General features: G+C 64.7%; 22 protein-coding genes and 1 tRNA gene. 10 read left to right on the forward strand and 13 right to left on the reverse strand.

What is annotated here, in order from left to right:
• Positions 1–15: 15 nt before the first annotated feature.
• The 6 genes from ACIQTZ_RS14530 to ACIQTZ_RS14555 all read right to left on the reverse strand — a co-directional run bounded on the left by ACIQTZ_RS14530 (position 16) and on the right by ACIQTZ_RS14555 (position 4949).
• Positions 16–1848 carry an ABC transporter ATP-binding protein gene (locus tag ACIQTZ_RS14530; protein ID WP_402981843.1) on the reverse strand — a complete coding sequence of 611 codons (1833 nt, stop codon included), beginning with the start codon at positions 1846–1848 and terminating at the stop codon, positions 16–18.
• Positions 1845–2270: a lasso peptide biosynthesis B2 protein gene (locus ACIQTZ_RS14535; protein ID WP_402981844.1), complete on the reverse strand. Its 426-nt coding sequence runs from the start codon at positions 2268–2270 to the stop codon at positions 1845–1847. Before ACIQTZ_RS14535 ends, ACIQTZ_RS14530 begins: the two co-directional genes overlap by 4 nt.
• Positions 2267–2566, reverse strand: coding sequence for an HPr-rel-A system PqqD family peptide chaperone (locus ACIQTZ_RS14540; protein WP_402981846.1), 300 nt, complete (start codon positions 2564–2566; stop codon positions 2267–2269). Before ACIQTZ_RS14540 ends, ACIQTZ_RS14535 begins: the two co-directional genes overlap by 4 nt.
• Positions 2563–4203 (reverse strand): asparagine synthase-related protein, encoded by a 1641-nt coding sequence (locus ACIQTZ_RS14545; RefSeq protein ID WP_402981848.1) that lies wholly within the window; start codon positions 4201–4203, stop codon positions 2563–2565. Before ACIQTZ_RS14545 ends, ACIQTZ_RS14540 begins: the two co-directional genes overlap by 4 nt.
• 102 nt (positions 4204–4305) lie before the next feature.
• Positions 4306–4437: a lasso RiPP family leader peptide-containing protein gene (locus ACIQTZ_RS14550; protein ID WP_400336226.1), complete on the reverse strand. Its 132-nt coding sequence runs from the start codon at positions 4435–4437 to the stop codon at positions 4306–4308.
• A gap of 251 nt (positions 4438–4688) precedes the next feature.
• Positions 4689–4949 (reverse strand): keywimysin-related RiPP, encoded by a 261-nt coding sequence (locus tag ACIQTZ_RS14555; RefSeq protein ID WP_402981850.1) that lies wholly within the window; start codon positions 4947–4949, stop codon positions 4689–4691.
• 197 nt (positions 4950–5146) lie between these two features.
• On the opposite strand from ACIQTZ_RS14555, the gene ACIQTZ_RS14560 reads away from it, so the two are divergent.
• Positions 5147–5716: a recombinase family protein gene (locus tag ACIQTZ_RS14560; RefSeq protein ID WP_402981852.1), complete on the forward strand. Its 570-nt coding sequence runs from the start codon at positions 5147–5149 to the stop codon at positions 5714–5716.
• A gap of 62 nt (positions 5717–5778) precedes the next feature.
• On the opposite strand, the gene ACIQTZ_RS14565 is transcribed toward ACIQTZ_RS14560, so the two are convergent.
• A complete protein-coding gene (locus ACIQTZ_RS14565) occupies positions 5779–6102 on the reverse strand; it encodes a hypothetical protein (RefSeq protein ID WP_402981854.1) in 324 nt (107 codons plus the stop codon).
• A gap of 303 nt (positions 6103–6405) precedes the next feature.
• Between ACIQTZ_RS14565 and ACIQTZ_RS14570 the strand changes: the two genes are divergently transcribed.
• Positions 6406–6490, forward strand: a tRNA-Ser gene (locus ACIQTZ_RS14570).
• Between the two features lie 60 nt (positions 6491–6550).
• Here ACIQTZ_RS14570 and ACIQTZ_RS14575 read toward each other — a convergent pair.
• On the reverse strand, positions 6551–7453 hold the full coding sequence (locus ACIQTZ_RS14575) for a LysR family transcriptional regulator (protein ID WP_400336221.1): 903 nt from the start codon (positions 7451–7453) through the stop codon (positions 6551–6553).
• Positions 7454–7577: 124 nt separating this feature from the next.
• Between ACIQTZ_RS14575 and ACIQTZ_RS14580 the strand changes: the two genes are divergently transcribed.
• Positions 7578–11039 (forward strand): proline dehydrogenase family protein, encoded by a 3462-nt coding sequence (locus tag ACIQTZ_RS14580; RefSeq protein WP_402981856.1) that lies wholly within the window; start codon positions 7578–7580, stop codon positions 11037–11039.
• Positions 11040–11239: 200 nt separating this feature from the next.
• On the opposite strand, the gene ACIQTZ_RS14585 is transcribed toward ACIQTZ_RS14580, so the two are convergent.
• Positions 11240–12151, reverse strand: coding sequence for an oxygenase MpaB family protein (locus ACIQTZ_RS14585; RefSeq protein ID WP_402946364.1), 912 nt, complete (start codon positions 12149–12151; stop codon positions 11240–11242).
• Positions 12152–12161: 10 nt separating this feature from the next.
• Positions 12162–13601 (reverse strand): MFS transporter, encoded by a 1440-nt coding sequence (locus ACIQTZ_RS14590; protein ID WP_402981858.1) that lies wholly within the window; start codon positions 13599–13601, stop codon positions 12162–12164.
• A gap of 97 nt (positions 13602–13698) precedes the next feature.
• Here ACIQTZ_RS14590 and ACIQTZ_RS14595 point away from each other — a divergent pair, with 97 nt between their 5' ends.
• The 4 genes from ACIQTZ_RS14595 to ACIQTZ_RS14610 all read left to right on the forward strand — a co-directional run bounded on the left by ACIQTZ_RS14595 (position 13699) and on the right by ACIQTZ_RS14610 (position 17459).
• Complete coding sequence (locus ACIQTZ_RS14595; protein WP_402981860.1) at positions 13699–14076, forward strand: MarR family winged helix-turn-helix transcriptional regulator; 378 nt, start codon at positions 13699–13701, stop codon at positions 14074–14076.
• 160 nt (positions 14077–14236) lie between these two features.
• Positions 14237–15769, forward strand: a complete 1533-nt coding sequence (locus tag ACIQTZ_RS14600; protein WP_402981862.1) for a M23 family metallopeptidase — start codon at positions 14237–14239, stop codon at positions 15767–15769.
• 100 nt (positions 15770–15869) lie between these two features.
• Positions 15870–16352 carry a glutathione peroxidase gene (locus ACIQTZ_RS14605; RefSeq protein WP_402946370.1) on the forward strand — a complete coding sequence of 161 codons (483 nt, stop codon included), beginning with the start codon at positions 15870–15872 and terminating at the stop codon, positions 16350–16352.
• 141 nt (positions 16353–16493) lie between these two features.
• Positions 16494–17459, forward strand: a complete 966-nt coding sequence (locus ACIQTZ_RS14610) for a phosphodiesterase (protein ID WP_402981864.1) — start codon at positions 16494–16496, stop codon at positions 17457–17459.
• Here the strand turns inward: ACIQTZ_RS14610 and ACIQTZ_RS14615 are convergent.
• Positions 17437–18966 (reverse strand): stealth conserved region 3 domain-containing protein, encoded by a 1530-nt coding sequence (locus ACIQTZ_RS14615; protein WP_402981984.1) that lies wholly within the window; start codon positions 18964–18966, stop codon positions 17437–17439. The two genes, ACIQTZ_RS14610 and ACIQTZ_RS14615, sit on opposite strands and share 23 nt — an antisense overlap.
• Between ACIQTZ_RS14615 and ACIQTZ_RS14620 the strand changes: the two genes are divergently transcribed.
• Positions 18859–19074, forward strand: coding sequence for a hypothetical protein (locus ACIQTZ_RS14620; protein WP_402946491.1), 216 nt, complete (start codon positions 18859–18861; stop codon positions 19072–19074). The genes ACIQTZ_RS14615 and ACIQTZ_RS14620 overlap by 108 nt on opposite strands.
• Here ACIQTZ_RS14620 and ACIQTZ_RS14625 read toward each other — a convergent pair.
• Entirely contained in the window at positions 19071–19991 is a 921-nt protein-coding gene (locus ACIQTZ_RS14625) for a hypothetical protein (RefSeq protein WP_400336205.1), read from the reverse strand. The two genes, ACIQTZ_RS14620 and ACIQTZ_RS14625, sit on opposite strands and share 4 nt — an antisense overlap.
• Before the next feature lie 137 nt (positions 19992–20128).
• Between ACIQTZ_RS14625 and ACIQTZ_RS14630 the strand changes: the two genes are divergently transcribed.
• Both ACIQTZ_RS14630 and ACIQTZ_RS14635 read left to right on the forward strand, forming a co-directional pair.
• Positions 20129–20428 carry a type II toxin-antitoxin system VapB family antitoxin gene (locus ACIQTZ_RS14630; protein ID WP_021471645.1) on the forward strand — a complete coding sequence of 100 codons (300 nt, stop codon included), beginning with the start codon at positions 20129–20131 and terminating at the stop codon, positions 20426–20428.
• Positions 20421–21089, forward strand: a complete 669-nt coding sequence (locus ACIQTZ_RS14635; RefSeq protein ID WP_400336204.1) for a LytR C-terminal domain-containing protein — start codon at positions 20421–20423, stop codon at positions 21087–21089. Before ACIQTZ_RS14630 ends, ACIQTZ_RS14635 begins: the two co-directional genes overlap by 8 nt.
• A 4-nt stretch (positions 21090–21093) precedes the next feature.
• On the opposite strand, the gene ACIQTZ_RS14640 is transcribed toward ACIQTZ_RS14635, so the two are convergent.
• Positions 21094–21774, reverse strand: a complete 681-nt coding sequence (locus ACIQTZ_RS14640) for a TetR/AcrR family transcriptional regulator (RefSeq protein WP_402981866.1) — start codon at positions 21772–21774, stop codon at positions 21094–21096.
• Positions 21775–21865 lie beyond the last annotated feature (91 nt).

Raw genomic sequence — 21865 nt, forward strand, 5'->3', positions numbered from 1 at the left:
ATGTCCCCGGCTGCCTCAACCAACGGCGTCGTGCGCGTAAGGCAGCACCCCGCCGTCGGCCTCTATCCCGCCGTCGGACTCCCTGTTGAGGAACTGTTTGGCGGCCAGTTCCCGGTACAAGGGTGAGTTCCGGACCAGCTCCGCGTGCGTACCCGAGGCGGCCACCCTGCCCCGGTCCAGGACCAGGATCATGTCAGCGCCCTGCACGGTGGCCAACCGGTGGGCAACGATCACCAGGGTGCACCCGGGCGCGCGCCCGGCAATGAGTTCCTGGACCCGGTCCTCGCTGACGCCGTCAAGGTTGGATGTTGATTCGTCCAGGATCAGCATCGCGGGGTTTCCCAGGAGTGCCCGGGCCACCGCGATTCTCTGGCGCTCGCCGCCGGACAGCAGGACGGCTCCCTCTCCGATTCCGGCGTCGAGCCCGTGCCCTGACCGCCGGAGCACGGACCCCAGGTTCAAGTGCTCAAGGATGGACACCATGTCCGCATCAGTGGCGTTTGGATTGCCGATGCTGAGGTTGTCACGCAGCGTTCCCGCAAGCGCCGGTGCGTCCTGTTCAACGTAGGCAATCCGTGAGCGGACTGCTGAGCGGGTGATGGTTTCGACGTCGGCGCCCCCGAAGAGGATGCGTCCCGCCGAAGCGTCGTAGAAGCGGGCAATGAGGTTCAGGATGGTGCTCTTGCCGGCTCCGGAGGGGCCGACGATGGCCACTGTTTGCCCGGATTCCACCCGGAACGAGACATCGCTGAGCGTCGCCTGCCGGTCCGGCTCTCCGCCGTCGTGGTCGGTGTATTCAAAACCCACGCCCTCAAACACCAGGCTCGAGTCGCCAATGTTGTTGGAAGGCCCACGCTTTGGTTGGTCGTTCTCCACGGGAAGCCGGAGGATTTCGTTGATCCGGGCCACTCCGCCCAGGGCCTCGCCAATGGCGGTGACGGTACCGAAGAGCTGACCGAGCGGCACGATCAGGAGGAACAGGAAGAGGATAAAGGACACCAGGTCGGCCACGGTCAGTGCTCCGGACGCCACCCTCCAGCCTCCCACGCCGATGACGGCGAGGAACGTGGCCTGTGTGGAGATGGACGAGATGGGCGAAACGAGTGCGGTTGTGGCCGCAACCTTGAGTCCGACGTTCCACACTCCTGTGGCGTCGTCCTCCACGCGGCGTGCTTCGTGCGTCGTGGCGTTGGCGGCACGGACCGTCCGGGTCGCCCTGATGGCGCGATCCATTGAGGCCGCAAGCTTGCCGAGGGAGTTCTGCACACCCAGGCTGGCACGTTCAATATGGGATGTCACCCAGGCCACGGCAATGACCGCGGCAACGGCGGCGCCCACGGCAATGAGCAGCAGGATCGGGTCCAGGAAAAACATGGAAACCAGTGCACCAATGACAGTGAAGATGCCGGCGAAGGACTCGACGAAACCTTGGCTGAGCATGTTGCGGACCACAGTGGTGTCCGTCGTAACCCGAGCTACGAGGTCTCCCACGCGGCGTTGGTCAAGTGTGGCCACGGGCAAGTGGAGGATGTGCTGGATCAGGCCGTGCCTTGACCTCCTGATGGCCGTCTCCGCGGTGCGCTGGATCAGGTATTGGTTGACCCCGCCCAGGATTCCGCCGACGACGACGAGCCCGCCTACCAGCCACGGCAAAAGTTCCAAGGGCCGCGATCCGGTGACACGGTCGATCACCTCGCGCACCAGCAACGGTTGTGCGAGGGACAGACCGGACCCGGCGAGGCTCAGGACGATGATTACCGCAAGCAATCTGCGCTGGACGGCGACGTGGCGGAACAATTCGGCCAGCCCTGCCCGCCGGGAACCCACAGCCTGGGTTTCGATGGTCATGAGGCGGTTCCTGGTTGGCTGACGGAGAGCACCGGGATGTAGCCGCTGATGGCCGCCGGCTCGTCGACTGGCTGACCACCCACCTCTACCCACGCGTGTGCGGTGAACGGCTCAAGCCGGTAGCCGGTCTTCCACGCCGGGGAGTGGCCCTCCAAACGGCAAAGGAGGAACACGGCGATGGAACGCTGCAGGCAGCCCTCGCCCGCACACCGGGAGCTGACCGCGCACACGGCAGCCCGGATGCGGCGCGCTTGGGCGTGGCTGCTTGGACGGGAACGGTGCACTACGGTCCGGAAGGCTGACTCGAGCAGCGCCGGGGGAAGCAGGGTCATGGGCCACGCCAAAGCAACAACAGCCCGTGTCCTCAGCAATGCCAGTCCCCGGGGCATGATGGCACGCTGGGGGACGATGGGCAGGCTCATGGACGCACCCGCCGGATGATTCCGTGCTGCTCCAGCTCTGCCAGGAGTGCATGAATGTCCTCACGTACTCGTTCATGGTCCACCTTGTAGGCCTCTGCGATGGACGTGATGAGGGTGTTGACCGGCCGGCCCAGCCGGATGCCTTCCATCACCTCTCCCGCCGTTGCGTTTCCGCGCCAGTACGAGCCGCCGCGTGCGTCGAAAACCGTCAGGCCGTCGTCGTCGAGGTTGAACGTCAGCTTGGGCGCGGGTTCAAAAACATCCGCAGCGGCGATCACCTTGGTGGCTTTCCTCATATGAGTCTCCTTATCCATCGCTCCACACCAGCCAGGTGCTCCAGTTCATACAGCTCGTCCGTGCCGATGACCGGCATGCTGAGCGCACTCCGTACGGCAGTCGGGTCAACGTGTCCCATGTCCACCAGGCAGCTGTCATCGAACAGCCTGGACAGTTCGCGGCGCCTTGCCTTGAACTCCTGGAAGAGGTCCGAGCTGTATTCGCCTTTGTCTTCGCGGGTGAAGATCCAGCGGGGTACCACTCCGTTGGTGGCGCGGGCCAGGAGCGGTTTGCTTTCCACGACGCCCAGGATCGCTTCGACAGGCAGGTTGTGGACCAGCCGTATGACGTGGTCGTCCAGGAAGGGCGCTTCCCATGCGACGCCCAACTGGCTGTACGCATGGTTGACTTGGCGGGCGATCTCGCCTTGGAACATCAAGGATTCGGTCATTTGGTGCCTGAAGCGTTCAGCGTGGTGGGGTCTTGCTCCCCGTTCCAGGCCTTCGCGTACTTTGTATGCCACCGCCTCACGGGCTTCCTTGGTGGCGAACCGTGACAGGCCGAACCCCGGAGCCCACGAGAAGGCTTCGCCGGGTCCGTCAACCGTAGTGCCTGGATTCCCGGCGCGCCGCAGCACCTCCGTGTCGAATCCGACTTTTGAGGCGACTGCCCGGCCGAGCGCGAGGGCCGGCCATCGTTGCATTTTGCCGAGCCGTCGCAGGACGCGGACGCCGGCTCTCCAGGATGACGTGGAGAGAAGTCCAAGGGCCATGGCGGGAAGGGGATCGAACAATTCGTCTCCGCCAATCCCGGTCAAATGTGCGCGCACTCCGCGTCGGGCGGCATCCGCGAACAACGCGCCCAGGTGGTGGGAGTTTGCAGCCCACCCGGGAGGACCGTCGTCGAGGGCGCCAATGGCGGGGTCGGGTTCGCCGAAGGCGGCAGAGGTGGACGTCAGCGATTCCAGTTCAATGAGTTGCCCCCGCAAGTCGTCGGCTGCCCTCCGGGCGAACTCGGAATCGCGGTTTTGCGGATCGTCGGTGCCCGCGTGGTAGAAGATGCTTCCTTCCTGCAGCGAGTCCAGGAAGAAGGCCAAACTTGTGGAGTCCATGCCCCCTGAGACATCGGCGCTCACCGTTCCGTAGCTGGCCAGCCGTCCGGCGATGGACTCCTTGAGTGCACCGGACATGGCATGTGCCGCGTCCGACAGGTCGGCGAAAGGTTCACCCGCCACTGGTGCGAGGTCCACGGACTTGGCGCGGCCATCGCTGAATGTCAGGGCGAAGCCGGGCTGTACGGCGTGAACACCTTCCCAAAAGGGCAAGTGGCGGAGGAAGCCAGGCAGGTTGGAGCACAGGGCCAACCGGACACGGTTTTGGTCCAGCTTCCTCTTGGCGATACGACGCAGGGCGCCCTGGGATGTTGATCCGACGGGGGTTCCCTCGATGTCGGTCCAGTACAGCGTCCGTGCCGTGGAAAGCGAGCCGTACGCGAAAGGGGCGTAGCGCGGCTCCGGACCTTCAGCCGGTTTGTGGTTGCGGCTGTGCCGGGCAACGGAGTCGTAGTCCGGATCGAGGAAGGTGGCCTGGGCGCCGGCAGGAATCAACCCGGCTTGGCCAGCGGCGGAAGCGTGGTGGGGAAGGAAGTATTCATGCATGGAATCGATGGCACCTGCGGTCTTCGTCGGAGGATGGAGAGTGGCGCAGAGCGGGAGCCCCGTCCCGAGGGTGGGGCTCCCGCCTGAACGGCGTGACGCGGATTAGCCAATGGTGATCTTGATGAAGGCATGACCGCCGAAGATGTCACGCCAACGGCCGAACCAATAACCATTCGTCACTTTGCGGAACGAACCGACCCGTGCGACGCGCGGAGCGTAATAGGTGTTTTCCATCGTTTTCCCTCCTTCCCTTGGAGAGTCTGGTTTCACTGAGTTGTTTGCTGGATAACGAACAAACCCGGGGATTCCCTTGGTTTGAAATTCATTGTTCCACCAGCTAATTCCCGAAAGTCAATTCCGGGAAAGTCGGCTCGGAGCCGGGTGGGCCACCTCGTGCAAGGGATGATCCTTTGCCAAAACCCGTTGCCGAAATCAACACGGGTTACCGCAAAGAGGCGGGACCCGTCTTGGGTGGGTTCAAGGTTCTAGCAGAACCAGGGCTTGAAAATGGAGCGGCCGCAGAAGAGGTCGCGGTAGCGGCCGCACCAAATTCCGTTGGTCACCTTGCGGAACGAGCCGGCGTGGGCAATGCGGGGAGCTGAATAGCTGTTTTCCATCGTGATCCATCCTTTTGAAGGAAACGTGATCAGGCGGATTGCCTGACGTGAATTGAGTATTGCCATCGATGGGAACAGCGCAAAATCCCCATAACCAGCGATTTTGCAATTCCGGTCCGCGTTCTTCACCGTGTGTCATAATGGCCGTGCGGAGGCCATAAGTGGTTTCCGTGGTCGGCTCCCGGGGGGTTCCCTCTAAAGTCGATTTCCGCAAACGAAACTTCCCGCCGGGTTTCATGCGCTTGAACGAAAGGGTTTGCATGTCAAAAGTCGTTCTCTGAATCAAAAAGCGAGAAACCCAAGAAAGGGAGGTTTTTGGGAAATTGTTGGAAGGAAATATTTCAGTTGGTTACGCGAGGGAAGGGACGGTGGGTCCATCGCTTTCGTTCCAAATCGCAACCCTCAAGGCGGCGGGAGCAGTGAAGGTGTATGAGGAGCGCGCCTCGGGAGCTACTGAAATCAGGGAGCAGTGGCGGGCTTGCATCGAGGACCTGAAGAGCGGAGATACGCTCATGGTCAGCGACATGTCCCGGCTGGGCCGCAGTGCGGTGGATCTCGCCGATATTGTTGCCTCGCTCGCCGGGAAAGGCGTCAGGTTTCGCGCCCTCGCCGAACCGTGGCTGGATACGGGGAGCCCGTGCGGTCAACTCATCCTTGAGATCTTCGAATCGATTGGCAGGTACGAGCGCAACAGGATGTCCGAACGGACCAGGGCCGGGCTGAATGCGGCGCGTGCCCGGGGCCGGCTGGGCGGGAGGCCTCCCGCGATGACGCAGAACAAGCTGGAGACGGCCCGCGACCTCAGGCTCAAGAAGATGACCCTCGGCGAAATAGCCAGCACGCTGGGTGTCAGTATCTCCACCGTCGCCAGGGCCTTGGGCGGTGGCCCACCCTAGGGCCTGGGTAGTGAACCCAACCGATCAAGCAGGCGAATCCCCGGATGTGGGGGCCCAGACCCTCACCGCCACCCCTGTACCGGCCAGGTCATGAAAGCCGGTTCCTCATACGGGTGTGCTGCCCGTAAAGCCAGCACCACGCCGTCGAGCATGTCCTCGGCAACCACACACTCAACCCGCGCTTCAGGCACCTGCTCCGCCACGCCCACTTCACCGATGAAGGGTTGGGCTCCCGCGAGGGGCGTGAAATGACCCGTCCCCAGGGACGTGAAGGCGCAATGCGAGTAGTCGCCGATCCGCCCGGCGCCGGCATTTCCGATCGCCCGCAGAACCGCGTCGGCGTGGTCTGCCGGCACGTAGGCGACCAGGGCATGGAGCTGCATCATGGGCACATCCTGTCAGTAAAGAACCCCAAATGGCGGCCAAACCATTGCATATCCGCGAGTCACAGCGGACCATAAGTATGTACACCGATTGGGGCAATTTCCAGATTGTGAGCTGCGGGGCCTGGGCAAGAGGGGCCGGACCCGGCAGCTCAACGGTGATACCGCAAGAATGGGCGCGTTGGGGGCGTCCATTTTTCCGTTAAAGCGTGGGCCGAAAACGCTGCCTGATGTGAGTGCCAACCCCCGATTGGGCGATGCCGAAAATCTCGGGTACAGTGGTATCTGCTTTCGGTTCGAAAGCAAGGAGAATTCGCCTAGCGGCCTATGGCGCACGCCTGGAACGCGTGTTGGGTTAACGCCCTCGGGGGTTCAAATCCCCCATTCTCCGCGGTTGGCCCCGGTCCCTTGGACCGGGGCCTTTTGCGTGCCCCGGGGATAGTGCCCGGGATTACTGGCGGTGCGCGGCCGCCACCCGCTCCAGAACCTCGCGGCAGGCGAGGATGGCGGGGTGGATCCGCCCTGCTGTCCGCGTGGACGTGAAGATGGTCCGGGCGGGCAATCCGGGGAGGTCAAGCAGTTGCACCGGCCGCTCCATGTCCGTCCACACAAGATCGGGCATCAAAGCCACGGCGTTTCCTGACTCGATGAGCCGGATCTGTGCCTGGAGGTCCGCGGTTTCGTATCGGACGTCCGGCTCGAAGCCGGCCGAGCGGCAGGCCTGCTCTGCCCAGTGGCGTGACGCCGCTCCGCGGGGTTCCATGACCCAGGGCATGGATGCCGTGTCCGCGATCGACGCGATGTGTTCGCCGCCCAGGCCCACTGGGGGAGTGGCGAGCCGGATGGCGTCGCTGGTCAGGGTGGCGCGGTCAAGGCCCGTGTGGTGCGGGGCGGCGTGACCGGGGTACTGCTCGGCCACCACAATGTCGAAGTCCCGGGCCCACGTCTCATAGAGGGCTGTCTCCGGTTCGCGCTGTGTCATTTCCACCCGGACCTCGGGGTACTCCTGGCGCATGATGGTGAGGAAATCGGGGAGCAACGCGAGCGCAGCGGACTGGAAGACCGCCAGCCGCACAGTTCCGGTGACCGTGGACAGGGAGGCGGCCAGTTCGGTCTCGGCGCGTTCCAGCGTTTCCAGGAGTGCCGCTGTGTGCGCCACCAGGATCTCCGCCTGCGGTGTGAGCTGCACGCGGCGTCCGGCCTTCCGGAGCAGCTCCACGCCGGCTTCCTTTTCCAGGAGCGTCAACTGCTGGGACACCGAGGAAGGGCTGTACTGCATGGCATCGGCCACTTCCGCGAGCGTCCCGCGGATCTTCAATTCGTGCAGCAAACGGAGCCTGCGGACGTCCAGCACGGCTGCCTCCAAAACATCGGGATGGATAACGAATATTCGTCAGAAAAGATCGCTTTTCCTAATGGGATTGTAGATCCATACTGATGGAAACAAGCAAACTACTCCGTCCCATAAGGAGCCCTTCATGACCAGCACTCTCCCGGATGCGACCTCCCCGCGCACCCAGGATTCCGGGCAGTTCGACGCACTGGCCACCGAAGCCATTGCCTTGGTCCGTCACTGGCTGACAGAAGCCAGCAAGATCCCCGTTGATGTCTCCGCCCAGCGCCTTGCCGGCGTCTTGAAGGACCCGAACGGATTGGACTTCACGGTGGGATTCGTCGACGGCGTCATCCGCCCCGAGGATCTCTCGGTCGCCGCCCGGAAACTCGCCGAACTTGCCCCCAAGGTGCCCACGTTCCTGCCGTGGTACATGCGCAGCGCGGTCCGCGTCGGCGGCCTGATGGCCCCGGTCATGCCGCAGGTGGTCATTCCGATCGCCCGCCGCGTGCTCCGTGAGATGGTGGGTCACCTGATCGTGGATGCCACTGATGCCAAGCTCGGCCCGGCCATCTCCAAAATCCGCCAGGACGGCGTCCACCTCAACGTCAACCTCCTGGGGGAGGCAGTGCTGGGCGAACACGAGGCACAGCGCCGCCTCGACGGGACGCTCAAGCTCCTTGCCCGCGAGGACGTGGACTACGTCTCCATCAAGGAATCCTCCACCGTGGCCCCGCACTCCCCGTGGGCCTTCGACGAAGCCGTCAACCACGTGGTGGAGAAGCTCACCCCGCTGTACCGCCTCGCTGCGTCCTTCAGCAAGCCCAAGTTCATCAACCTGGACATGGAGGAATACAAGGACCTGAGCATGACCATCGCCGTCTTCAAGCGGATCCTGGACATGCCTGAATTCAAGAACCTCGAGGCCGGCATCGTCCTGCAGGCCTACCTTCCGGACGCGTTGGCTGCAATGCAGGAACTCCAGGAGTGGGCCGCGGCCCGCCGTGCCCAGGGGGGTGCTCCCATCAAGGTCCGCGTGGTCAAGGGTGCCAACCTTCCCATGGAGCAGGTTGAGGCATCCCTTCACGACTGGCCGCTGGCAACATGGGGCACCAAGCAGGATTCGGACACCAGCTACAAGAGCGTCATCAGCTACGCCCTCACGCCGGAGCGCGTGGACGCTGTCCGCATCGGCGTCGCCGGGCACAACCTGTTCGACGTTGCTTTCGCCTGGCTGCTGGCCAAGCAGCGTGGTGTCACTGAGGGCATCGAGTTCGAGATGCTGCTCGGCATGGCAACCGGCCAAGCCACGGCGGTCCGCAAGGACGTTGGCAGCCTGCTCCTCTACACACCCGTAGTCCACCCCGGCGAATTCGACGTCGCCATCGCGTACTTGATCCGCCGCCTCGAAGAGGGTGCCAGCCAGGAAAACTTCATGTCCGCGGTCTTCGAGCTCAGTGAGAACGAACCCCTCTTTGAGCGCGAGAAGCAGCGCTTCCTGAACTCCCTGGCGAACCTCAGCGAGACCGTCCCCGGACCGAACCGCACGCAGGACCGCCGCCTCCCGGCTGAGCCTGCCCCGACCGAGGGCTTCCGCAACACCCCGGACACCGATCCCGCCCTCCCCCAAAACCGCGTCTGGGGCCGTGACATCCTGGCCCGCATCCCCGGTTCCACGGCAGGCAACAAGACCGTCGAGTCCACCAAGGTCTCCGATGCTGCCGACCTTGAGCGCATCATCACCACCGCTGTCGACGCCGGCAAGGCCTGGGGTACGCGCCCCGCCGCCGAGCGTGCCGCAATCCTGCACCGCGCCGGTGAGGTCCTCGAAGCCCGCCGCGCAGAACTCCTCGAGGTCATGGCTTCCGAGACCGGCAAGACCATCGACCAGGGCGATCCCGAGGTCAGCGAAGCGATCGACTTCGCGCACTACTACGCCGAGCGCGCCAAGGACCTTGAAACGGTGGACGGCGCCACGTTCGTCCCAGCCAACCTCACCGTGGTGACCCCGCCGTGGAACTTCCCGGTGGCGATTCCCGCGGGCTCGACGCTCGCGGCACTCGCCTCAGGTTCCGCCGTCGGGATCAAACCCGCAAAGCAGGCCCGCCGTTCAGGTTCCGTCATGGTGGAGGCCCTGTGGGAGGCAGGCGTTCCGAAGGACGTGCTGGCACTCGTGCAGCTCGAAGAGCGGGAGCTGGGCACCCAGTTGGTCTCGCACCCGAGCGTTGACCGCGTGATCCTCACCGGTGGCTATGAAACCGCAGAGCTGTTCCGTTCCTTCCGCCAGGACCTGCCGTTGCTCGCGGAAACCTCGGGCAAGAACGCCATCATCGTCACCCCGAGCGCGGACCTGGACCTGGCAGCGAAGGACGTTGTGTACTCCGCGTTCGGCCACGCCGGCCAGAAGTGCTCCGCCGCGTCCCTCGTGATCCTGGTTGGCTCCGTGGCCAAGTCCAAGCGGTTCCACAACCAGCTCATCGACGCCGCCCGTTCCCTGACCGTTGGCTACCCGGAGACCGCCACCACGCAGATGGGACCGATCATCGAGCCTGCCAACGGCAAGCTCCTGAACGCCCTCACCACCTTGGGCGAGGGCGAAACCTGGGCCATCAAGCCCGAACGCCTGGACGACTCCGGCCGGCTGTGGTCCCCGGGCATCCGCTCGGGCGTCAAGCGCGGCTCCTACTTCCACCTGACCGAGTTCTTCGGCCCGGTCCTGGGCGTCATGACCGCTGAAACCCTCGAAGAAGCCATCGCTATCCAGAATGAGATCGAATACGGCCTCACCGCCGGGCTGCACTCCCTGGACTCCGCCGAAATGGGCATCTGGCTGGACACCATCCAGGCCGGCAACCTCTACGTCAACCGCGGCATTACCGGTGCGATCGTGCAGCGCCAGCCGTTCGGCGGCTGGAAGAAGTCCGCGGTCGGCGCCGGAACCAAAGCCGGTGGCCCGAACTACCTGATCGGCCTGGGGTCATGGCTCCCTGCCGAGGCGACGGCCAAGCGGGGCACCACGCTCCGGGGCGCAGCCTCGCAGATCCTGACCGCTGCCACGTCGGCTGATGTTACTGCCGAGGAACTCCAGACCCTCCAGCAGGCACTCTTCAGCGACGCCGCTGCCTGGGATTCCGAGTTTGGCACCCGCAAGGACGTCTCCGGCCTGACCGCCGAACGCAACGTCTTCCGCTACCGTCCCCTCCCTGTCATCATCCGCCTTTCCGAAGGCGAGCGGCTCGTGGAGCTGCTCCGGGTTGTGGCGGCCGGCGCAGTGGCGGGATCGGCACTGAAGGTGAGCTCCGCCGTCGTACTTCCCGACGCCGTGGTGACCGTGTTCGCGAACCTGGGCGTCAGCGTGCGGGTTGAGGACGACGCCGCGTGGCTGACCCGCGCGGCAAGGTTCGACGGCGGCCGCATCCGCCTGATCGGCGGCGACTTCACCGCACTGAGCGCGGCGACCGGTGGCCGTCCGGACATCGCTGTCTACCACGGTGCGGTGACCCAGGCCGGCCGGATCGAGATGCTGCCGTTCCTCCGCGAACAGGCTGTGTCCATCACAGCCCACCGCTTCGGCACGCCGAACCACCTCTCGGACGAACTGATCTAAGCCCGGAGGCCACGAAGCCGGGCAGGCGGGGTGATTCCCCTCCTGCCCGGCTTTGCTCTTCCCGGTTGGCAGCGGTGGGCGTACCTTCACGACCAACATTGACGGGACCTAGGCGCGAAACGCCGGGCCGGGTGGTCCCTGATGGGCTTTTCGAGATGAAAGTGGGTGGTGGCGGTACACGGGTGAGGGGCCCGAGACGCTTAGTTCGGCCATCCAAGCCGCTCCAGCCGGCTGCGGGCCGCGAGTTCGCTGGGGCCGCGCCGGCCCAGGGCCAGGCGCACCATGGCGAGGGCCACTTTGGCGGCCGGGATCGCGGGCAGCGGGACCGGGCCGATCCGGGCCGTCTTGAGTCCAAGCATCTCCCGGTACTCCGGTTCGAGGCTTTCGACGGCGGCCGCGAAGAGAATGCGGTACCCCGGCCGCAGCAGGGGGCTCAGTGGCGGGTGCCGGATGAAAGCCACGGTCTCGGCCAGCCGTTCGTCTGAGCGGAGGACCCCGGAGGCGCGCCACTCGTCGATTTCGCGGCGGACGGAGGCCTCGGTGAGGGGCGGATACTCGACGCCCATGAGCCGGCCCGCCGAGGCCCACTGACGGACGTACGCGTCGGGTCCGCCCGGAATTGGCCGCCCGAAGATGCGGTGCGCCGTGAGGAAGGACTCCGCGTAGGTCACATGGACCCACCGGAGGAGTTCGGGATCGTTGGCCTGGTACTCTCGCTGGACCCCGTTCCCATCCACATACGTCCCCCTGACGTGTTTGTGGATCTTCCGGACCCGGCCGCTCGCCTCCTCCGCCGCTTCCGTGGACCCGTAGGTCACCGTGAAGATCCAGCGGATGGTGGTGGCGAGGCGGCCCAGGGGATCTTCCTTGAAGCCGGAGTGCTCGTACACGCCGGCGAGTGCTCCCGGATGCAAAGCCTGCATCAGGAGCACCCGGATTCCGGCAACGATGGTGGACATTGAGCCGTGGACAGCCCAGACCGCCGACCCCGGAAGGTGATATCCGGCGTCGTTCCCTTCGGCAAGGCGCGGCACCCACTCCGGCGGCGTTCCGGAGGTTCCCGTGAACGTGCGCTGGAGCTCGTGCCGGTAGTCGAGGAAAAGATTCCTCATGCCTTACAAACTACACGCGGGCGCGGCCCTTGGCAGGTGCGGCTGCCACCAGCAGGGCGGCAATGGCGACGGCGGCACTCAGGATGAGGCCTGGACGGTACTGGTCAAGCATTGCCTGGGCGCTGACGGTGCCTTCGGCGTGCCCGTGCCCGCTCACCAAAGCCGTGGTGACGGCGAGGACGAGTGCTGCACCTACCTGGGTGCTGGTTTGGATCAGGCCGGCGGCGAGTCCTTGCTCGGAATCGCGGATGCCTTCCGTGGCCAGCACGTTGATGGACGGGAAGGCCAAGGCGAATCCGATGCCCAGCAGGACCACCGAGGGCAGGATATCCAGCGCGTAGTTGGGTGTGGTGCCAACGCGGAGGAACAGGACGTAGCCCAGGCCAAGGGCTGTGAGTCCGGTGAGGATGAGTTGCTTGGCGCCGAACTTTTCGATCAGCCGGTCCGCGAAGGGCGCACTCGTGGCCACGAGCAGGCCTGCGGGAAGGAGTGCCAGGGCCATGCCCAAGGGAGTCCAGCCGAGCACCGACTGCAGGAACATGGTGACGATGAACTGGAAGCTCAGGTAGGACCCGAAGAGCCCGACGGCGCTGAGGTTGGCCCGGGCCACCCAGCCTTCCTTGAGAATGCCGAAGCGGATCAACGGGTGCTTTACCTTGTTCTCGATGACCGCGAAGGCTGCCAGCACGGCGGCAGATACTGCGAATCCGGCGATTGTTGCCACAGATCCCCAGCCCTGCTCGGGCGCGGACACCAAGGTGTACACCAGGCCGAGCATGCCCAGGGCCAGCGTCACGGCGCCCCAGATGTCGTGCCCGCTGTTCTCGGCAGACGGCTTGTCCTTCGGAATGAACTTGATGCCCAGCAGCACCACGATCACCGCGATCGGTACTGAGACCAGGAAGGTCCAGCGCCAGCTCAGGCTGGTCATGAGGCCCCCAACCACCAAGCCCAGGGAGAAGCCGCTGGCACCGAACGTGGTGAAGATGGAAAGCGCCTTGTTGCGGGCGCGGCCCTCGGCAAAGTTGGTGGTGATGATGGAGAAGCCGGTGGGTGCCGTGAAGGCTGCTGCGAGGCCCTTCACGAAACGGGTGGCGATAAGGATGGCGGGGTCGTCAACCAAGCCGCCCAGCAGCGACGCGGCCGCGAAGACTGTCAGGGCGATGAGGAAAATACGACGGCGGCCCAGCAGGTCCGCGAGCCGCCCACCCAGGAGGAGCAGGCTTCCGTAGCCAAGAACGTAGGCGGAGACGATCCACTGCAGGGAATCGGTACCGAGGTTGAGCTCGTGGCCGATGGAGGGCAAGGCAACGCCAACCATGGAAACGTCCAGGCCATCGAGGGCAAGGACGGTGCAGACGACCATCAGCAGCAACCATTGGGCGCGCGTCCAGCGAACGGCTGAAACCAGGGCATCGGCAGGTTTTTGAAGGGTGGTGGGTGATGTCATGTCATTCAATGTAGATGACGCGTCATTGAATGACAAGGAATATGACGCGTCATCTTATGACGTGGATTCAAATGGCGTCATGAACTAGAATCGGACCATGGCAACCACGCGTGACCGCCAACTGGTAGAGCAGTGGCGCACCATCCAGGACTCCTACTTCCGCACGGCGGGAGCCCTGGACCGTGCCCTGGAAGCAAAGTTCGACATCGGCCTGAACGAATTCGAGATCCTTGACCTCGTGGCCGAATGCGCGGACGCCGCGTGCCGCATGAAGCAATTGGGGGAGCGCACCCCCATGACCCAGAGTGCCGTGTCCAAAGTGGTGGACAGGCTGGAAAAAGCCGGCTTGGTTTCACGCCAAACGTGCGCCGATGACCGCCGATCCCTCTTCCTCGAACTAACCGAGGCAGGCCGGGCACTGCATGCTTCGGCTGCTCTTGAGCACCGGGCCCTGCTCAAGGAAAACCTGGCGTGAGCCGACCCTCCCGAATGCTCAAGGCGTCTTGAGGAAAAACTGAGCCAACCTTTCACCAGCGGGCAACCTGGAAGACTTTATTTTCGCCCTGAGAACGGCAACAATGGTGCTTGCACGCCAGGCTGGGGTTTGGTGCCGCTGGCTTTTGGGGAGTGTTTTTGTGGGCAAGCATCATGAATCAGACCGGGTAGCAGTCCTGGTGCGCACCGAGGGTTTTCGCCGCGTCTTCTTCGCCGCAACCCTCGCAGTGGCGGCGTTCTTCGCTTTCGGATTCCAACCGCTGACGTCCGCGTCCTCAACGTCCCTGAATGGAGCCTCGGCCCAGGGCGTGGTGGGACCGAATTCCTTGGGCAGCCTGACGCCGCCCGAGGCCCAGACCCTGGTGATGGACAACCTGCCCGAACCTCCGCAGCAAACGGCCGGCACGCCCATGGTGTACTTCGACCGGGCACTGGTCCACGCTGTAGGTGCCGACGGGTCAGGCGCCCTGAACGTCGCATCCGCCGGGCTGCCCCGTCCGCCTGCCGGATACTTGTACGCACCCCTCGAGGTGCTCAACCCCAGCTCGCCCTACGGCTACCGCTACAGCCCGCTGACCGGCCTGCCCGGTGAGTTCCACTGGGGACAGGACTACGCCGCGGCCTGCGGAACCCGCGTCTACGCTGCCGATTCCGGTGTGGTCAAGGCCGTGGGCTGGCACATCTGGGGCGGTGGCAACCGCGTTGAGATCGAGCACGGCAACGGTCTGGTGACCACGTACAACCACCTTCAGGCCATTGGAGTGACCCAAGGCCAAAGCGTCCGGGTTGGCCAGGTCATCGCCGAGGTCGGAACCACCGGTTGGTCCACTGGCTGCCACCTCCACTTCGAAACGATCGTCAACGGCCTCCACACCAACCCCAACCAATGGCAACTCCTGCCCACCAAGCAGGTGGATCCGCTGCAGCCGATCACTTTTGTCAACTACCAGCCCGGAGTTGGTACGGGTTCCAGCGCGCCGCAGTGGGCCGTCCCCGTTTCGGACGGCACCAACCGAGCGGTTATTGGCGGTGAACACGAGGAAGATGTTGCTCCGCCGGTGACCGTGCCCAGCACTCCGGGCAGCACCCCCGGTGGATCCACCGGGACGCCTTCGCCTTCCGCGACGGCTACGCCGAGCCCGACGGCGACTGCGACGCCTACGCCGACGGCAACCGCCACGCCAAGTCCGACGGCGACCGCGACGCCCACGCCGACGGCAACCGCCACGCCAAGTCCGACGGCGACTGCGACGCCAAGTCCGACGGCGACCGCGACGCCTACGCCCTCCGCGACGACGCCGGTGGCTCCCGCGACCACGCCTGCTGCGACCACGGCCACTCCGGCCAAGTCAACAGCCCCGGCACCCGCCGCAGTGGCACCCGCTCCGGCTCCCGCTGTGGTGGTGCCTCCTGCTCCGGCTCCCGCCGTCGTCGCTCCGGTGACCGTGGCACCCGCGCCGGCTCTCGCCGTCGTCGTCCCCGCTCCGGCCGTGACCCAGCCGGCGGCGCCGGTGACACCGGCCGCTCCTGCCCCCGCCCCGGTCACGACGCTCGCCGCGACCCTGCCAACGGTGGTCCTGCCGCCTGGATACGTCCTGATTGCTCCGGACCTGGTCCGGAAGCCGGACGGCACCACGGTGCCGTTGTCCAGCCTCATTCTTCCCACCCCGTAGCACGGCGAAACGCGGTCACCCCGCGTTTCGTGGCCCTTACGAAGCTCCCGTAAGCTCGATGGCGGCAACCCCGCCAGCCGACGTCGTCAGGAAGCGATCCATGAGCACCCTCTACAGCATCCCCCTCACCTTCAACGATGGCACCGAAGCTGATTTCGGCCGGTTCGAGGGCAAGGCGGTGCTGGTGGTCAACGTCGCTTCCAAGTGTGGCTACACGCGCCAGTACGCCGGCCTGGAGGAGCTCTACGGGAAGTACCGCGAGGACGGCTTGGAGATCCTCGGTGTTCCGTGCAACCAATTCGCGGGCCAGGAGCCGGGTTCGGACCAGGAAATCGCCGAGTTCTGTGAGCGCAATTTTGGCGTCTCCTTCCCCCTGACCGCCAAGGCCAACGTCCTGGGCAAGGAGCAGCATCCCCTGTTCTCGGAGTTGACCCGGGACCAGGACGGCCAACCGGTCAAGGTGAAATGGAACTTCGAAAAGTTCGTCATCAACCGCCAGGGAGAAATGATCGCACGGTTCCCATCCGCCGTTGAGCCCGACTCCGAAGACCTTGTAGAAGCAGTGGAAAAGGCATTGGCATAAGCCTGGAATTCCAGAAAAGGAGGAAAGTAATTTTCCAACATTCCGCCGGATATTAGCCAAGTGTTGGCTTCCCGTCTGGTTGGATTGGTCCTACTGGGGTTACACGGGAGGCGCCGTCTCCCACCTAACGCTAAGGCAGCTATGGAGCTCATCGAGGCCGAGTACCCGAAACCAGGTCATGTGCTGTTGCACTTGAGCGATCTCCACCTGGTGGGTGGACCCGGCACACTCTACGGATCGGTGGACAGCGCTGCCAGGCTGCAGGAGATCTGCGATCAGATCATCGCTTCCAAGCTGAAGCCGGAAGCCATCATCTTCACCGGAGACCTTGCCGACCGGGGCGAACTCGAAGCGTACCGGCGGCTGCGCGAGATGATCGAGCCCGTGTGCGATGCCCTCGGAGCCAAGGCCATCTGGGCCATGGGCAACCATGACGACCGCGCCAATTTCCGGTCTGCTTTCTTGGACGCCTCTGAAATCAGCAGGCCCCAGGAGCCAATGGACCGCAGCTACTTCGTCAACGGCCTGCGGATCATCACCCTGGACACCACGGTTCCCGGTTTCCACCACGGCGAACTGTCCGAGGAACAGTTGGTATGGCTCGCGGACGAACTCTCCACCCCTGCGCCGGACGGCACCATCCTGGCGCTTCATCACCCGCCCGTGCCGTGCGTCCAGGACCTGGCAGTCCTGGTTGAGCTGCGTGGCCAAGCCGCGCTGGCCGCCGTCGTCCGCAATACGGATGTTCGATCCATCCTGGGCGGGCACCTGCATTTCTCCACCACGGCGAGCTTCGCCGGCATCCCTGTCTCGGTCGCTTCCGCCACGTGCTACACGCAGGACCTGGGCGTCACGGCCGGCGGCCAACGCGGGCGCGACGGTGCGCAGGCCTACAACATGGTGCACGTGTACGAGCACACGATTGTGCACTCCGTGGTGCCGATGTCCGGCGGCGTGACCGTGGGCGAGCCCGTGGATGCCGAGGAGGTTCAGCGGCGGCTTGCCGCAGCCGGGATCACCATCCCGAAGCACCCGCGGACCAGCCGGCCGCGGCAGCCCCGGGTGGCTGCGGCTCCGCGCAGTGCTACTTCTCCCAAGGTGCCTTGACCGGGAAGTACTTCTCCAGGAAGTCGGTGACCAGCCCGGCCCGTTCGTCGGCGTGGACCTCGGGGAAGCTGCCATCGTTGAGGCAGAAGAGGTCCATGTTCCGCTTCGCCAGGAGCTTGGGCAGGTAGTGCAACCCGGACCACAGGGTGGTATCAACGTACTTGACCTTGGCGTTGGTCTGGGTGACTGCACGGCCCGTCAGGAGCGCGTAGTAGTGGTAGAACGAGTTGGTCACCGAGATGTTGTCCGCGGCCCGGAAACGGCTGGCCGCAGTCTTGGTGAACTCCTCCGGGAACTCCTGCTCCATGCGTGCCACCACGCTGCGGCGGATCGGGGCGGCGGTGTGTTCCAAGTGCCGGGTGGTGATCCTGCCGAAGCGCTTCCAGAGCAGCTTGCGGTTGACGCGGGCCGCATTTTCAAAGCCGCTGCGTTCGGCGTCGTTCTCACCCAGTCCGATCCTGGTGTCGGCTTCGATGAACTTGGTGATGCCTCCGGGGGTGAAGAACATGTCCGGGCCCACGGGACGGCCGAAGAACATGTCGTCGTTGGAGTAGAGGAAATGCTCCGAGAGCCCATCGATGTGGTGGAGTTGGCACTCGACGGCCTGTGAATTGTGCGTGGGCAGCACCGAGGGGTCGGCGAAAAACTCCTCGCTGCGGACAATCGTCACCTTGGGATGGTCCGCCAGCCAGGCCGGGGCGGGGGAGTCCGTGGCGATGAAGATCCGGCGGATCCATGGCGCAAACATGTGCACCGAACGCAGCGCATACTTGAGTTCGTTGATCTGGCGGTAGCGGGCCTCATGGTCGTCGCCCTCGCCCAGGACGGCGTCCGCCTGCTGGGCCCGCCGCGCCGCGATGTAGGCGGGGTCCGTGCCGTCAACCCAGGAGAAGACGATGTCCACGTCGAAGTCGATATCGCTCGCGTGGTCCGCGAACATGTTCTCGATGGTGGGCCATTCCAGTCCGTGGCGTTGCACCGAGCCGCGGACGGCGTCCTGGCGCAGCAGGGTCCGGCGGGTCAGTGAGTTCTCCACCGGCAGTTCCAGCCGGTCGCCGTCGAAGCGCCACAGCTCCAACTGGACACCGAGCGCGGGGCCGTACCAGAGGCCGCCTTCGGTCTCCACACGGGGCCGGTACAGCCGGAAGATCCGTGACTTGCGGTTGGCGGACAACTCGCCGTCGGCCACCAGCACCGAGGCCTTCGTCTTGGCGTCTACGGTCATCGAGTAGAAGGGTTCGTTCCTGAATGCTTCCACCAGTGCGTCCCGCACGGCCTTGCGGGACTCCCAATCCACGGCGATGACAGGCCGTTCGTCGTTGCCGCGCACCAGGATGAAGTCGACGCCGGCAGCGTCCAGCGCCGCCCGGACGGCCAGGAGGTCGGACACCATGGCCTGTTGCGGTGTGAGGTCCGCATTGACCAGTGCGTACCGCCCGCGGTGACGGACGACGTCGGACCTGTGTTTGAGGTGCGCGACGACGGCAGGCGAGGACGCCTCGACGATCGCGTCCTCTTCGACGGTGGGGCTGCCGTGGTAAACCGGATCGACCTGTGCTTCAGTGATGGCTGCTTCTCCGTACTGTTCGTGGTGCGTGAGGGGGCCGGCTTCTAGATGTCCAGTGCTTCGCGCCAGCTGCGCAGGAAGGCGCCGCCGGCGTCGTCGTGGATGACGTCGTCCGCCAGCTCCAGGTCGGCTGCGGTGAGGATGGTGTAGGGCTTGACGGGCACGCCGTCCGCGGGACGGACGTCCACGTGCTTGACCTCGTGGTCGTTGTGGTGGAGCCAGTCTGCCATGGCGTAGTCCGTGCGGGAATCGCCCACCGTCCGCCAAGCCAGCGGTGTGATGCCCTGGGCTGCAAGAAGTTCGACGGCGCGGCTGGCGCCCAGGTCCTTGCCGAGGCGCACGGATTCGATGTCCGTGGAAATGATGGTGGGGTCCAGCCGGTAGTCGGCAGTGTCGTCCGATTCCGGTGCATGGTGGTCCAGGAGCGCTGCGTTGAGGCCGTGCCGGTTCAGGATATCCAGGGCATCGGCGTCAAAGAGCTTCTGTTCTTCGAGGTAATCGGCGCTGGCAACGTCCAGATGCTGTTCCACGGAAACCATGGCCCGCTTGGTCTCGTCGAAGAACATGTGCGCAGAGTAATCCTCGGCCACCAGCCGGCGGATATCGTCCCCGTAGGCCTTGGGCACGGCGAGCTCATGGTCCACATGGATGGGGCCCGGTCCGGCGGCGGTGTAGCTGAACCAGACCGCGCCCTTTTCGCAGATCGCGTGGATGACGGTTCCGGCAGGCATCCCGGCGGCGATCATCGGTTCCATGACCTGCTCGGCGATGAAGGCGTCAGAGCGGCCGGTATTGAAGATGACGGGAATTCCCGCGGAAGCCAGCGCCACGAGGTCTGCAATGATGTCCGGCTTGACGTCCCGCGTCACAGGGCTGGCAATGGGACCATCGACGTCGAGCAGCAGCGCGAGGGCCGGGGCTTTCTGGGCAGCGGTCCGGTCAGTGCCGTGGAGCGGTTGAGTCATGCCCCTATTCTGTCAGTCCGCGGCGGCTCCTCCACAGCTGTGACGCAGCGCGAAAGGATAGTCACCATTTGGCTACAACCTGCGTGTGCTGCGGGTCACAAGTTCCGTTAGGGCGGCAACTTCCATAGGCTTGCAGGGTGATCTTCAAAGCTGTGGGCGAGGGACGCCCGTACCCTGACCATGGATACTCTGCGCCGCGTGACTGGGCGGCCCTCCCGCCGCGACCCGTCCGGCTGGACGAATTGGTGACCACCAAGCGCACTTTGGATTTGGAGGCATTGTTGGCCGAGGATTCGACGTTTTTCGGTGACTTGTTCCCGCACGTGGTCCAGTACCAGGGCGTCATGTACCTGGAGGATGGCCTGCACCGGGCAGTCAGGACTGCGCTCCACCAGCGCACCGCCATCCACGCACGCGTGTTGGTGATCGATGGCTAAGCGGCCCGCGGACGCCACCCGGCTCCATGGCCACCACGTGGTCACGGGGGCCGAGCTCCGTGCCACGTTCGCTGAAGACGCCGAGGTTCCCCGCTCCAGGTTCGGGAGACGACTCTTCCACGGAATTGTCCTGGTCCTGTTGATTGGCGTCATTGCCGCCGGAGCAGTCGGTGCCTGGGCCGTCATGAATGGCGTCATCAAAGTCCCTACGGCCGTAGCCAGCAAAGCCCCCAGCAGCCTGTGTCCCAGCACCACGTTCGATTACATCCCGAACGAAACCGTGAACCTCAACGTCTTCAACGCCACCTCCCGTGGTGGATTGGCCCGCACCGTCGCTGACCAGTTCACGTCGCGCGGCTACAAGGTGGCCTCCGTGGATAACAGCGACACCGCCTACTCGGGCGTGGGCGTGGTGATTTCCGGTGTCAAGGGGCAAGCGGCAGCCTTCAACATCCAGCGGAACCTTGCAGGGACGGACTACTACCAGGACAACCGCGAGGACGAGTCGGTGGACGTCGTCCTCACGCCGGGGTACCAAGGCCTGGTTGATGCGCAGCTCGTGGACCAGACACCCGGGAAGCTCAGTTGTCCGCGCGAGGACCAGCGCGTAGTGGACGGGACCAAGTGGCCCATCATCCCCACCAATCCCGCAGGACAGTAGGGAGCTAACTGGCCAGCGTGTCAGCCGCGCCGTTGCGCACTGGCCGTCCGGCGTCGTCGAAACGCGCGCCCGCACCCAATTGGATGAACCGCACCGTCTGCGCCGTGGCGGTTTCGACGTCGGCGAGCGGGGCCGGGACCTGACTGTCGCCGTCGGGCGTCCGGTTGCGGCGTGCGGCGCTGGCGGAGAGCGTGCCATGGATGAGTCGCGCCAATTGGGCAACATCGATGTCCGGCAGGTAGCCCTGCTTCACGCCATCATTGAGGATGTCCTCAAGCAGGATGTTCAACTCGCCCACATGGTCCGCGAGTTTGGAGAAGGAGCCGGGGGAGAGGACTGCGGCCATTGCTGGACCTGGTGGGAGGTGCCGGCGGCTCAGGTCCTCCACTTGCGCGCGGACGTAGAGCGCCAGGCGGTCCACGGGATTCTCCAAGGCCGCGAGCGACTCGCGAAGGTCCACGATGAAGCGCTCGGTCTCGTCCAGGGCGTACGCGATCAGCAGTTGCTCCATGTCCGCGTAGTAGTTGTAGACGGCCGTGCGGCCTACGCCGGCGTGTCGGGCCACGTCCGTCATGGTGAGCCCGGGGAGCCCATGGGTGAAGAGCAGCTCTCCGAAGGCGGTCAGTATCCGTCGTTGGGTCTCGGCGCGTTGGGCAGCATTCGTGGCGGCCGTGATCCTTGGCATATAGACACTTTACAGGGATCTGTCAGCAAGTTGGGCAGCTTCGAATCATGCGTTCCTTCTTTGGCACCATCACGGATGCGCAGGGCTCGCC

Source organism: Paenarthrobacter sp. NPDC090520 (genome assembly GCF_044769205.1).
Classification (GTDB): domain Bacteria; phylum Actinomycetota; class Actinomycetes; order Actinomycetales; family Micrococcaceae; genus Arthrobacter.

Bases quoted from the DNA above. Each gene is read 5' to 3' on its own strand.
- ACIQTZ_RS14530 (WP_402981843.1), bottom strand. From the start codon at position 1,848: ATGACCATCGAAACCCAGGCTGTGGGTTCCCGGCGGGCAGGGCTGGCC.
- ACIQTZ_RS14535 (WP_402981844.1), bottom strand. From the start codon at position 2,270: ATGAGCCTGCCCATCGTCCCCCAGCGTGCCATCATGCCCCGGGGACTG.
- ACIQTZ_RS14540 (WP_402981846.1), bottom strand. From the start codon at position 2,566: ATGAGGAAAGCCACCAAGGTGATCGCCGCTGCGGATGTTTTTGAACCC.
- ACIQTZ_RS14545 (WP_402981848.1), bottom strand. From the start codon at position 4,203: ATGCATGAATACTTCCTTCCCCACCACGCTTCCGCCGCTGGCCAAGCC.
- ACIQTZ_RS14550 (WP_400336226.1), bottom strand. From the start codon at position 4,437: ATGGAAAACACCTATTACGCTCCGCGCGTCGCACGGGTCGGTTCGTTC.
- ACIQTZ_RS14565 (WP_402981854.1), bottom strand. From the start codon at position 6,102: ATGATGCAGCTCCATGCCCTGGTCGCCTACGTGCCGGCAGACCACGCC.
- ACIQTZ_RS14580 (WP_402981856.1), top strand. From the start codon at position 7,578: ATGACCAGCACTCTCCCGGATGCGACCTCCCCGCGCACCCAGGATTCC.
- ACIQTZ_RS14585 (WP_402946364.1), bottom strand. From the start codon at position 12,151: ATGAGGAATCTTTTCCTCGACTACCGGCACGAGCTCCAGCGCACGTTC.
- ACIQTZ_RS14590 (WP_402981858.1), bottom strand. From the start codon at position 13,601: ATGACATCACCCACCACCCTTCAAAAACCTGCCGATGCCCTGGTTTCA.
- ACIQTZ_RS14595 (WP_402981860.1), top strand. From the start codon at position 13,699: ATGGCAACCACGCGTGACCGCCAACTGGTAGAGCAGTGGCGCACCATC.
- ACIQTZ_RS14605 (WP_402946370.1), top strand. From the start codon at position 15,870: ATGAGCACCCTCTACAGCATCCCCCTCACCTTCAACGATGGCACCGAA.
- ACIQTZ_RS14610 (WP_402981864.1), top strand. From the start codon at position 16,494: ATGGAGCTCATCGAGGCCGAGTACCCGAAACCAGGTCATGTGCTGTTG.
- ACIQTZ_RS14625 (WP_400336205.1), bottom strand. From the start codon at position 19,991: ATGACTCAACCGCTCCACGGCACTGACCGGACCGCTGCCCAGAAAGCC.
- ACIQTZ_RS14635 (WP_400336204.1), top strand. From the start codon at position 20,421: ATGGCTAAGCGGCCCGCGGACGCCACCCGGCTCCATGGCCACCACGTG.
- ACIQTZ_RS14640 (WP_402981866.1), bottom strand. From the start codon at position 21,774: ATGCCAAGGATCACGGCCGCCACGAATGCTGCCCAACGCGCCGAGACC.